The organism is Nitrospira marina (assembly GCF_059568365.1).
The window spans coordinates 4,577,501-4,589,790 of the sequence record NZ_JCANTH010000001.1; the positions used below are offsets into that span (position 1 = coordinate 4,577,501).

General features: G+C 46.6%; 9 protein-coding genes and 2 rRNA genes (1 of these 11 cut by a window edge). 5 read left to right on the forward strand and 6 right to left on the reverse strand.

Annotated features, from left to right (window positions below; all coding sequences use genetic code 11):
• Positions 1-1,114, forward strand: a 23S ribosomal RNA gene (locus tag LX98_RS19780) (it extends 1,896 nt beyond the left edge of the window).
• Positions 1,115-1,215: 101 nt separating this feature from the next.
• Positions 1,216-1,332 (forward strand): 5S ribosomal RNA (gene rrf / locus LX98_RS19785).
• Between the two features lie 69 nt (positions 1,333-1,401).
• On the opposite strand, the gene LX98_RS19790 is transcribed toward rrf, so the two are convergent.
• A complete protein-coding gene (locus LX98_RS19790) occupies positions 1,402-1,755 on the reverse strand; it encodes an STAS domain-containing protein (RefSeq protein WP_496430473.1) in 354 nt (117 codons plus the stop codon).
• Between the two features lie 464 nt (positions 1,756-2,219).
• On the opposite strand from LX98_RS19790, the gene hemL reads away from it, so the two are divergent.
• The 3 genes from hemL (at position 2,220) to LX98_RS19805 (ending at position 6,627) form a co-directional block, all read left to right on the forward strand.
• A complete protein-coding gene (gene hemL, locus LX98_RS19795) occupies positions 2,220-3,506 on the forward strand; it encodes a glutamate-1-semialdehyde 2,1-aminomutase (protein ID WP_496430474.1) in 1,287 nt (428 codons plus the stop codon).
• A gap of 706 nt (positions 3,507-4,212) precedes the next feature.
• Positions 4,213-5,715, forward strand: a complete 1,503-nt coding sequence (locus LX98_RS19800) for an aldehyde dehydrogenase family protein (RefSeq protein ID WP_496430475.1) — start codon at positions 4,213-4,215, stop codon at positions 5,713-5,715.
• Between the two features lie 114 nt (positions 5,716-5,829).
• Positions 5,830-6,627 (forward strand): DUF5677 domain-containing protein, encoded by a 798-nt coding sequence (locus LX98_RS19805; protein WP_496430476.1) that lies wholly within the window; start codon positions 5,830-5,832, stop codon positions 6,625-6,627.
• A gap of 20 nt (positions 6,628-6,647) precedes the next feature.
• Here LX98_RS19805 and LX98_RS19810 read toward each other — a convergent pair whose 3' ends face one another.
• From LX98_RS19810 to LX98_RS19830, 5 genes are all read right to left on the reverse strand, one after another.
• A complete protein-coding gene (locus LX98_RS19810) occupies positions 6,648-6,884 on the reverse strand; it encodes a hypothetical protein (protein ID WP_312645330.1) in 237 nt (78 codons plus the stop codon).
• 346 nt (positions 6,885-7,230) lie between these two features.
• A complete protein-coding gene (dapB, locus tag LX98_RS19815) occupies positions 7,231-8,034 on the reverse strand; it encodes a 4-hydroxy-tetrahydrodipicolinate reductase (protein ID WP_496430477.1) in 804 nt (267 codons plus the stop codon).
• 13 nt (positions 8,035-8,047) lie between these two features.
• On the reverse strand, positions 8,048-8,920 hold the full coding sequence (gene dapA, locus LX98_RS19820) for a 4-hydroxy-tetrahydrodipicolinate synthase (protein ID WP_496430478.1): 873 nt from the start codon (positions 8,918-8,920) through the stop codon (positions 8,048-8,050).
• Positions 8,921-9,018: 98 nt separating this feature from the next.
• Complete coding sequence (lysA, locus tag LX98_RS19825) at positions 9,019-10,281, reverse strand: diaminopimelate decarboxylase (RefSeq protein WP_496430479.1); 1,263 nt, start codon at positions 10,279-10,281, stop codon at positions 9,019-9,021.
• Positions 10,274-12,151 (reverse strand): cobalamin-dependent protein, encoded by a 1,878-nt coding sequence (locus LX98_RS19830; RefSeq protein WP_496430480.1) that lies wholly within the window; start codon positions 12,149-12,151, stop codon positions 10,274-10,276. The genes lysA and LX98_RS19830 overlap by 8 nt, the downstream gene beginning before the upstream one ends.
• Positions 12,152-12,290: the final 139 nt, after the last annotated feature.

Below are 12,290 nucleotides of genomic sequence, written 5' to 3' on the forward strand. Positions count from 1 at the left end.
AGGACTCTGCTAACTCGTAAGAGGAAGTATAGGGTCTGATGCCTGCCCGGTGCTGGAAGGTTAACTGGAGGGGTTAGCCGCAAGGCGAAGCTCCGAATGGAAGCCCCAGTAAACGGCGGCCGTAACTATAACGGTCCTAAGGTAGCGAAATTCCTTGTCGGGTAAGTTCCGACCTGCATGAATGGCATAACGACTGGAGCGCTGTCTCGGGGAGAGACTCAGCGAACTTGTTGTTCCGGTGAAGAAGCCGGGTGCCCGCAACTAGACGGAAAGACCCTGTGCACCTTCACTACAACTTGACATTGGGTGTTGGGCGAGTATGTGTAGGATAGGTGGGAGGCTATGAAGCGGGAGCGCTAGCTTTCGTGGAGCCAACCTTGAAATACCACCCTTGCTTTTCTGACATTCTAACTTGGCCCTGTCATCCAGGGTGAGGACATTGTCTGGTGGGTAGTTTGACTGGGGCGGTCGCCTCCCAAAAGGTAACGGAGGCGCCCAAAGGTTCCCTCAGGCTGGTCGGCAATCAGCCATTGAGTGTAAAGGCAAAAGGGAGCTTGACTGTAAGAGCGACAGCTCAAACAGGGACGAAAGTCGGGCTTAGTGATCCGGTGGTTCTGCGTGGAAGGGCCATCGCTCAACGGATAAAAGGTACGCCGGGGATAACAGGCTGATTTCCCCCAAGAGTTCACATCGACGGGGAAGTTTGGCACCTCGATGTCGACTCATCGCATCCTGGGGCTGAAGCCGGTCCCAAGGGTCGGGCTGTTCGCCCGTTAAAGCGGTACGAGAGTTGGGTTCAGAACGTCGTGAGACAGTTCGGTCCCTATCTGTTGTGGGCGGAGGTGATTTGAGAGGGTCTGTCTCTAGTACGAGAGGACTGAGATGGACGGACCGCTAGTGTGCCGGTTGTCGCGCCAGCGGCAGTGCCGGGTAGCTATGTCCGGTTTAGATAACCGCTGAAAGCATCTAAGCGGGAAGCTAGCCTCAAGATTAGATCACACGGAGGGTAACCTCCCTAAAGGCCACTTGTAGACTACGAGTTTGATAGGCTGGGTGTGGAAGGGCTGTGAGGCCTGAAGCTAACCAGTACTAATCGGCCGTGCGACTTAACAACATTTGTTCTTGATAGACATGGTCTAAGTGAATAGGTAAGTTTGATTTAAAAAAATCAGCGTAATTAAATTTTTTAAATTATTTACTATTCGCAAACACTTTCTCGGTGACCTTACCGGAGGGGTACCACCCGTTCCCATTTCGAACACGGAAGTTAAGCCCTCCAGGGCCGATGATACTGCAGCCGTGAGGCTGTGGGAAAGTAGGTCGTTGCCGAGATTTAATTAGGAAAAGCCCAGGGATTCATCATCCCTGGGCTTTTCTATTTCAAAGAAGTCCATACTAAGTTTAACATTCATTATAAGCACAGTGTGGGCGATGCATAGCATCATACATGGTATCAAATGTGGGTATGGTATGAGGAATTTTTCCTCGAACAAGTTCATTCCTTACCGAACTAAGTGGGCTTACCAATGAAAATGTCCCTGAATTCGCTTGAAGAAATTCCTGCGCAAAAAAAAGGAGATTCAACACTTTAGGGTCCAAATAGTATAAAGGAGACAAATTTAATATTAAATGTTGAATGCCATGGTTTTGTAATTGTTCAAGCCACTGAATAAATTGTTTGGTATCACTCTCATCAAATCTTCCAAAACAATCAAGAATTGTTATTGCATTCCTTCTCCGTTGTTCACAATACATCGGTTTATCCTAATATGATTAATAATTGTTGATTGTTGACGGTATTCTAAAATTTTCGGCTAAAAGATAAAAAAATAAATAGGAAAATTTTGCACTGCACGAATGCGAAGAATGAAGGTAAATTTCGATAGTTGCCACAACTATTTACGGTAAGAATTTGAAGCTACCGAGAAAATATATAATTGGAACCGGTTTCGAAATGTTCCTAAGTTTTGAATAGTAAAAGATGGGGGAATTTGGATGGCTGGTTGTTTCTCTGGGAAAAAAGTAGTGATATGGTTGAAACTCTGTAATGTTGGAGTCAGACTGGGGAGTTATAAATCTTAGGAATAATAAGTAACTTAAATTTGTGAAATTTTTGGAATGGTAAGATTTTTTGAAAGTGCTTGGGTAGGTTTTGTTTTTGGGTAAAGAAGGCTCAAATGACCTATTAAATTGAATTTTAAAGATAGAGGAAAAATTTCGTGAAAACAACAAGGTCTCGTGCATTATTTCAACGAGCAAATTTATTTATTCCAGGGGGTGTTAATAGTCCCGTCAGAGCATTTCGCTCAGTCGGGGGAGGTCCTTTATTTATTAAGCAAGCTAAAGGAATTTTTTTAGAAGACGTGGATGGCAATAAGTTTTTGGATTATGTTTTATCTTGGGGGCCTATGATTCTTGGGCATGCAAATGCGCGGGTATTAAAGGCTGTCATCAGTGCGTCGAAACGTGGGACGAGCTATGGGGCCCCAGCCGAGGGGGAAGTGGAATTAGCCAAAATAATTATCAAGATGGTTCCCTCAATTGAAAAAGTCCGTCTCGTAAATTCGGGGACGGAAGCCGTTATGAGCGCAATTCGTTTAGCCAGGGCTTACACTAAACGGGACTCGATATTGAAATTCGAAGGTTGCTATCATGGACATGCCGACCATTTGCTCGTAAAGGCCGGATCAGGCGTGGCTACTCTAGGGATACCTGATAGCCCTGGCGTACCAGAATCGTTTGCCCGCCATACACTGACCGCGCCATATAACGACATTAAAACTACCGAAAAACTCATTCATAAACATGCCCATAATTTGGCCGCAATTATCGTAGAGCCTATTGCAGGAAATATGGGCGTGATTCCTCCATCGGATGAGTTTCTACCATGGCTCCGAATGATCACTAAAAAGTACGATATTCTCTTAATTTTCGATGAAGTCATTTCTGGTTTTAGAGTGGATCCGGGTGGAGCGCAAGCCCTCTATCAAGTCATTCCTGACCTCACGATTTTAGGGAAAATCATCGGGGGAGGCTTGCCCATTGGAGCATATGGAGGCACCAAGGAAATTATGCAAATGATTGCCCCGGCTGGACCGGTGTACCAGGCCGGAACTCTCTCTGGAAATCCAGTGGCAGTGGCTGCTGGACTAGAGACTATCCGAATCCTTCAAACACCTGGAATCTATAAAGATTTAGAAAAAAAATCCAGAGTGTTGGCCGAGGGATTAGGAGAAGCAGCTAAAAAAGCAAGGATTTCCTACTATCAAACTCGCGTCGGTTCCATGTTGGGTGGATTTTTTACCGAAGGACCTGTCACGGATTACGCCGGGGCCAAAAAGTCAGACACCGTACGATACGCTAAATTTTTTCATGGAATGCTCAATCATGGAATATATTTGGCTCCCTCTCAATTTGAAGCCATGTTGCTCTCAACAGCTCACACCCTTAGGCACATTAATCAGACGATTGCTGCCGCAGAAGAGGTCTTTCCTACGCTACGATAGTCCTCCTATTATTGCATAGCCATAATTTTGGTGGGCGTAAGTTTTATTGGTTGCCAAGTCAATTCTCCTCCTGGTTTACCTAACACCTTTTGCAACCAATGGCCGAAGGATACCTTCCATCTTTTGTCCTGCCTAGGGATGGTGAAAAATTCCGCCAGTGTCGTTCTCGCCCTTGGTCGTGATCTAGTATTCCCGTATCCTTCTTTTGCCAAAGTCGCGACGGGCTTGCGGGATAAGTCTTTGGGAGGAATCCATTATTTTTCCTCATGGGGGTTTCCGTCACTTAATCTAATGATAAGAAAAAATATTATATAAATATGCAACAGTCCGTATTTGCAAAGTGTGGGTGCCCAACTCGCTGTCTATACGCCTCTATCCGAAAAAAAATGAAATTTTTCGAAAGGTTCGTAGAACAGGCAAGGCATCCTAACGGAATTAATTTCAAAAGACAGCTCAAAAGTGGTTTATTCTAAGACACCGAAGGACAACCTAACGGACTAAGGTTTGCACTAGATATTGAATCGTCGCCATAATAAGAGGTAGTTCAAAATCCTTGGAGTCATAGGTGAAGTCGAAAGCAAGGAGGGAGCCAGCGACAATATCAGATTTTCGACCCCCTTATGTTTTTGAGTCAATTCATAGGCCTGGTTCTTGAAATCCGATACAAATGATTTTTTCTGAAAAAAAAGGAGGTACCCAAATGAGTATGGCGACTTCAACTGAACGGCTTCATCCGGCTGTCCAGTCTTTTGTGTCCCGTCCACGAAAAATGCTGATTAATGGTCAGTGGGTTAATGCACAATCAGGCAAAACATTTTCCACGTTTAATCCTGCAACCGGTGAAGTAATGGCGGAGGTGGCGGAAGGCGACAAGGCTGATGTTGCTCTTGCCGTGAAAGCTGCCAGAAAGGCCTTTGAACAAGGCCCATGGCGAAAGATGACGCCTTCTGACCGCGGCAAACTCCTGTGGCGGTTGGCTGACCTTCTGGAATCGAATCTGGAAGAATTTGCTCAGTTAGAGTCTCTCGATAACGGCAAGCCGTTAACCATTGCGCGGGCAGCAGACGTTCCATTGGCTGTTGATTTGTTTAGATACATGGCGGGATGGTCAACAAAAATTGAGGGCAATTCCATTCCCATTTCGGTTCCCTATATGCCTGGGTCTCAATTCCTAGCCTATACCCTTCGTGAGCCGGTTGGAGTTGTCGGGCAAATTATTCCCTGGAATTTTCCTCTGTTAATGGCGGCATGGAAACTTGGCCCGGCTTTGGCCGTGGGCTGTACTATAGTGATGAAACCGGCTGAACAAACTCCCTTGTCAGCATTGCGGTTGGGAGAGTTGTTCATCGAGGCAGGATTTCCAGAAGGAGTCGTGAATATTGTTCCAGGCTATGGGGAAACCGCAGGTGCGGCCTTAGCTGCGCATCCTGATGTGGATAAAATTGCATTTACTGGATCGACCGAAGTTGGCAAACTTATTGTGAATGCTGCGACAGGGAATCTAAAAAAAGTCACCTTGGAACTTGGTGGGAAATCACCAAGTGTCGTCTTGCCGGATGCTGATTTGGAAACGGGAATACCCGGAGTAGCGAGTGCTATTTTCTTTAATCATGGGCAATGTTGCGCCGCAGGCTCACGGCTGTATGTGGAAAAGGGCATTTTTGACAAGGTTGTGGCAGGGGTTGCCGATCAAGCCAAACAAATTAAGATAGGACCGGGACTAGATCCGACTACCCAGATGGGGCCATTAGTCTCTGATGAACAGCAACACCGTGTTCTGGGATATTTGGAATCGGGGTTTGCCGAAGGCGCGCAAGCGGCTGCAGGTGGGAAACGGTCTGGAGACAAAGGGTATTTTGTTGAACCGACCGTGTTGGTAAATACCAACTCAACCATGAAGGTTATTCAGGAAGAAATTTTTGGCCCTGTGGTGTGCGCTGAACCTTTCACAGAAGTAGAAGAAGTGATCGCCAAGGCCAATGATAATATCTATGGATTAGCGGCAGCGGTCTGGACCAAAGATTTGAGTAAGGGACATCGGATTGCCGCGCAATTACGGGCTGGAACGGTTTGGATAAATTGCCATAATATTTTTGATGCGTCACTCCCATTTGGCGGATACAAACAATCCGGTTGGGGACGCGAAATGGGCCACGAGGCGTTGGATCTCTATACCGAAGTTAAATCCGTCTGTGCCAAACTGGCCTAAAATTTGGGCCATATAATTTGTTAAAATTTTGCGGAATTTTTTAATTAAGCCTTTCGATAAAATATCGAAATAAGCAGGAAGTAGATGGTGAATTATTGCAGGAGGGTCGGCTGTATGAGCCTTGACGATCAGGGTTTTCTCTCACCGGAATTAGAGAAATATTGCGAGGGGATACGGGCAAAAAACCAAGCCTGTTTTAAATTAATCGAAGACCTCAATGGATTTTGTCAGCAAACAAAGTATCGCTTTGAAATTCATAATCGTGACGGACAACAGATTTTTGCTGGTTGTTTGTTAATCAAATTGCTTAATGATGTCCAAGCAGCAGTAATTCTTTTTGAGAAAGGGCTGATTTCTCAAGGTCGGTCATTATTAAGAATCGCGCTGGAGAGTTTAATTGTGTTGGGTAAAATTTGTGAATCTTATGAATTTGTTCATGCATATGCCAAAATTGGTGAAAAGGACAGATTAAAGCTTGTTCGGTCGATTAGAAGCGCATCTACGAATGTATTCGATGACATTAAACCGGAACTTACGGATGAACTCATAAAGAAAATTGAGGAGACGTTAGAGGGAAAAGAATGTAGTAGCAATAAAGAGCAATGGGCAAGAGATTTAAACCTTCACCATCTTTATGTTGGTGCTTATCGATTGTTTTCCCAGGACGTTCACTCATCCCCTGGATCTCTAGATGAGTTATTCATGAAAAGCGAAGAACGTGAAGTCATTGGTTTTGAATGGGGGCCAAACGGAGACGTAGACTTGCGGGTTGAATTACTTGAAGCCTCAAGATACCTGATTTATGGAATGTCATTTATGAATAAACTTTTCGAACTGGATATTGATGAACAATTGAAAAATTTTGACAATCAATATAAGGAACTAGATGCGTCGGCAATAGAAAGTTCTTAAAGAAGACCTTTATTAGCTCGCTATTCATCATCGTCTTCTTCGTCTTCGGCGTCGATGGCGGCTTGGCGCATCTGCTCTTCCATGGCATTGTGGATGAGCATTCTGAGGAACATAGAAATAACTGATCCTTTTTCCAGGGTTCCACCTGGAGGAATGGCAATTTTTCCTTCTTCTACCATTTTATCCAGCCACTTCTTCTGATCCGGGGTTACATGCACGGGAATCTCGACGAGAGGAATCTTTCCAAAAATATCCATTTTAGGCAGTCTCCTTTTACATGAACCTGATATATCTTCGCTAATTCCTTACCTTGTCCGGTGAGAGTCAAAGCGAAGTGTTGATGAGTGAATGTGGTTCTTGAATCTCTTTCGATAAGACCACGTGCTCTTCGGCTTTGTCAATGAGAATTGTGCATCGACAGGATGAATGGAGTCTTGTAGGCCAGGATAAGTAGATGCTCGATCGAATGGCTTGGGGACATTTGAGAGGTTAGGTCTCATGCAATTGTTGTTGAGGAGGTATACCTTTTAATTGGGTGTGATTGAAGTTTTTGTTGGCTGTCATCTTTCATGCCGATATAGCGGATAAATTCGGGATGTTGTTTTAGGATAAGCCTAAGACGTCGGCCATGGAATAGAGGCCAGGTGGTTTTTGAGCTACCCATTCAGCTGCCCGGAGCGCGCCCTGAGCAAAGGTATCCCGAGTATGGGCCCGGTGGGTTATTTCAATGCGTTCTCCTGGTCCCCCCAATAAAATGGTGTGATCGCCAATAATATCTCCTGCGCGGATGGTTTGCATTCCGATTTCACGAGTCTTCCGTTCGCCGGTCATACCATGTCGTGTATAGACGCCCACTTCTTGTAAATCCCATTCCATGCCTTCTGCCAAAGCCTCGGCCAGTTTTAGGGCCGTTCCGCTGGGGGCATCCTTCTTCTTATTGTGATGGGCTTCGATTACTTCGATGTTGTACTGCTCACCTAGCGATCTGGCGATTTTCCCGACGGTGCTGAGGAGCACATTGATCCCTACACTCATGTTTGGGGAAAACACACAGGGGATTTTGAGAGCGAATGTTTTAAGTTGGGCCAATTCTTGATCTGTGAATCCGGTGGTTCCAATGACCATGGCCTTGGTGGATTTGACGACATGCTCGAGGTTGGCCAGACAGGATGAAGGAGCCGTGAAGTCGACCACCACATCACCCTGTGAGAGACAGGGTTGGAGATCGTCGGTGATCGGAAGGTTCACTTGCCCGATTTGGGCGACTTCGCCAGCGTCTTTTCCAATAGCGGGATGCCCTTTTACTTCCACTGCACCGGAAAGTTGTAGCCCAGGGGTGTCCTGAGTTAACGCGACTAATCGCATCCCCATTCGACCGGCCGCGCCGGTAATAATTGTTCGAATCATGTGTTCTCTTTCCTCAGAGCACTCCGGATTGTTGCAAGGCTTCTTGGAGTGCTGGTCGAAATTCCGCAGCAAGTGGGGTAAGCGGCAGTCGGACTTCTTCTGACATTTTTCCCATCATGGCCAGAGCCGCTTTCACGGGAATGGGATTAGTTTCCAAAAATAATGCTCCAAATAATGGAGAGAGTTTGTAGTGAAGGAGTCTGGCTGTTTCGTAGTCACCTTTAAGTGCGGCGTTCACCATGTTTGCCATATCGGTCGGGGCGACGTTTGCGGTGACGGTGATCACGCCTTTCCCGCCGAGGGCGATCATAGGGAGTGTCAAGGGATCATCGCCTGAGAGCACAAGGAAGCCAGGTCGGGATTGTTGTATAATTTCGGACACCTGTTGGAGAGATCCACTGCCTTCCTTGATGCCAATAATATTCTGAATCTCCGACAGGCGGCTCACCGTGGTCGGCAACATGTTGATGCTGGTCCTCCCTGGAATATTGTACAGAATCTGGGGTAAGTCGACGGCTTTGGCGATGGCGGAAAAATGACGAAAAAGCCCTTCCTGTGTAGGCTTATTGTAATAGGGCGTGATGAGCAAAGCCCCATCGGCGCCCACGGCTTTGGCATGTTTCGTAAAAGTAATGGCTTCATCGGTAGAGTTTGAGCCTGTTCCGGCAATGACAGGAACCCGCTTATTCACCACTTCGACAGTGAATGACACCACCCGTTCATGCTCTTCCGGGGTCAAGGTGGCTGATTCGCCTGTCGTCCCACAAGGTACAATGCCATGGGTCCCACAAGAAATTTGGGAATCGATGAGATCGGCCATGGCCTTTTCATCAAACTTTCCCTTTGAGAATGGGGTGACAATAGCGACTAACGAACCGCTGAACATAATTCTGACCTCAATCTTTTGGTGTAGGGAATTTTTGTGTTTGTAACGACAAAACGGCGAACGCCTTGGCGAATCAACACAAGACTTTAAATTAAAAATTAATTCGAGAAGGCTTCTGAAATGGTTTCGCCTCGAATGAGGTCCTCGTAGCTTTCTCGTTTTCGAATGACTGTGATGTCCTTCCCTTTCACAAGCACCTCGGGGACGCGTGGCCGGGAATTATAATTTGAGGCCATGGTAAATCCATACGCTCCGGCACTCATGACGGCCAGGAGATCTCCAGGTTGAGAATGGGGCATTTTTCGATCTTTTGCTAAAAAGTCTCCTGATTCGCAAATGGGTCCGACTACATCAACAGTGTTGACTGCGGATGACTCTTTTTTCAAGACCGGCTGAATATCGTGGTGGGCATCATATAAGCTTGGTCGTAACAGATCATTCATTGCGGCATCGACAATCACAAAATGCTTGTCCGCGCTTTCCTTGTTATACAGCACTTTCGTCACCAAGATGCCCGCGTTCCCTACAATGGACCGGCCCGGTTCCATAATAATTTGGCATGAGACGGATTGTAGCAACGGGGAAATAGCTTCAGCCAGCTCTTTGGGATGGGGAGGCGTTTCGTCCGAGTAGGTAATACCCAGTCCTCCCCCAATGTTGAGATACTGAATGTGGACACCTTTGGCTTGCAGTGTTTGAATTAAGGCGACAGCTTTTTTTAAGGCATCAACAAATGGGGTGACCTGGGTTAATTGGGAACCAATGTGTGAATGAACGCCTACCACTTCAATGTGAGGAAGATTCCCTGCTGCGTCAAATTCTTCAAGTGCCCGGTCCGCTCCAATTCCGAATTTGCTTTTTTTTAATCCGGTAGAAATGTACGGATGGGTTTGTGGATCAATATCCGGATTGATGCGTAACGCCACTTTGGCGCGAAGGCCCATGGAGCCAGCGACCTCATTGATCTGCTGAAGTTCACCGGGAGATTCAACATTGAACATCAGGATATCCGACTTCAATGCATATTGGATTTCTTCTTTGGATTTGCCGACCCCGGCAAAGACGATTTTGTTGGGCGCCATTCCGGCTGTTAATGCGCGAAAAAGTTCTCCACCCGACACGATGTCTGCGCCACACCCTTCCTTGGCGAGGAGACGCAAGACGGTCAGATTGGAATTGGCTTTCATGGCAAAGGCCACGATATGTGGAATGGCATTGAAGGCTTGATCAAAAGCATGAAAATGTCGAATCAATGTCCGGTGGCTATAGATGTAACAGGGAGTACCCACCTGTTCCGTAATGTGGCGAATGGGGACCTCCTCACAGAATAATCCGTCCCCCTGGTAGTGAAAGTCATGCATGTTGGATATCCTCATCAAACAGGTCCAAATTTTCAAGAGCGATTTCGGAAACAATGGATTGAAAGGCTTCTTTTAAGTTTCGATACCGTAATTTTGTGTGTGGGGTGATGGCTCGGAGAATTTCCCCATCAAGTAATGTGTAAATAGCTTTTGGAGTCGCATGTTTTATATGCTCGAAATTGACTACGATGTCCATTTTGGCCTCACGTCCAGCTTGTGTAATCCTTTTCAATAGTTCTTTGGCATTCAGGTGGTCTAAAGTTCCCTCCAGATCAATGAACAAAGCCGCAAAGGCATCGTGACGCCGAGCTTTCATTTTCAAGCAGAGCTCCTGGTGGTTGGCATCAGGAGATGGTTGAGGGTGAAGAGCGTTAGGAACGAATTGCTGTGTTTCACATGTCGGGAGTTTGGTTTGCAGATTTTTTAAGACTTTAGCCAGGGGAGATAGAGCGCCTTTGGGTGTGGTGCGGTATATCAATTTTCGAAATTCCCAATTCATTTCAAGCCGGGGAATCAGTCGTTGGCTCTTATGCCCCATGCGATTCCAGATGCAGGGCCAGGAATAAAACTGGTGGTTGGCCCAGAAAAACCCTTCCTGTAATTGCTCCGCTGACATTCGTTTGGGTGTGTATACCACATGCTTGCCGTCATACTTCGACCAGTTCTGATCAATGATCCGGCCCTCCCGCTTAAAGCGTTCGAATAAAGCTGTCCCTGGAAGGGGGGTCAACACATTAAAATAGGCCAATTCGACTTTGTTCTGTGTCAAAAATTCTACGGAGGTTTCGAATACCGATTCGTCATCATTATCAAATCCAAACACGAGACCGGGATTCACCATGATGCCATGGTCATGAAACATTTTAATTTGATTTTCAAATTTCCGCACCTGATTGAATCCTTTATTCGTTTCATCGAGCGAATCATCCGACAACGATTCCATCCCCACAAAAACCGATACGCAACCGCTATCGGCAGCCAATCGTACCATTTCAGGATCATCCCCAAGAAAGAGAGTGGACTGACAGCCCCATTTAATGTTGAGGGATTTCAGGGCCTGCCATAACTCACGGCAGTAGGCACGATGACTGTTGTGCAGGTCATCCACAAAAGCAACAATCGAACCTTCTTCCAGCCCTACCCAAATTTTCAGGGAGGTTGTTAAGGCGTGGAATAGTGACCCCCGGGTCATTCGTTCAATAATGTCCGACCGCAGCCATTCTTTGGCTCTTTTCAGCTCTTCAATGACTTCGGGAACGGGTCGGCGTCGAGTGGTTTTGCCATTAAATGGCGAAACACTGCAAAACTCACAATCAAAATGACATCCTCGCGTTGTGAAGGTGCAAAGCCTGGTCATATAGGAATCCGGGCTAAGCAATTCAATACGCGGGGGTTTGTAATGACTCAAGGTTGGAAATTGGTCCATGCGATAGATTCGCTTCAAGGACCCGGCCTCGATGTCGGTGATCACTTGAGGCCAAAGGTCTTCGGCTTCCCCGCAGACAACGGCATCGCAATGGCGGAGGGCTTCATCTGGGCAATAGGTGGGGTGCACTCCTCCGAGAATGACGGGTTTCCCACGTCGACGAAATTCATCCGCGATTTCATAGGCTCTCGGGGCATAACACGTCATGATGGATATTCCAACCACATTGCAGGGAGTCTCAAAATCGATATCCCTAACGGCTTCGTCCACGATTTCGACATCCCATGTTGTTGGAGTATATGCGGCAATCGCTGGTAGGCTGAGCTTCGGAAACCAGATCGACCGGCGCTCGCTAGCCGTCATACGGTAGGGATTATTTCGTGGATAAGGATCAAGCAACAGAAGTTTGGGACGAATTTCACCGTGGGTGAGAGAGGTATCCATTCTTTTAACCTCCACAAACAGTTAGAGAGACTGTGGAGGGCCTCATTGTACCTTGTGAGGTTCTCCCTGGACAAATCCCTGTGTATTATCGGGTATCGATAGGATACACGGGGGGTAATTCCACTGCCTCTTCTAGTGG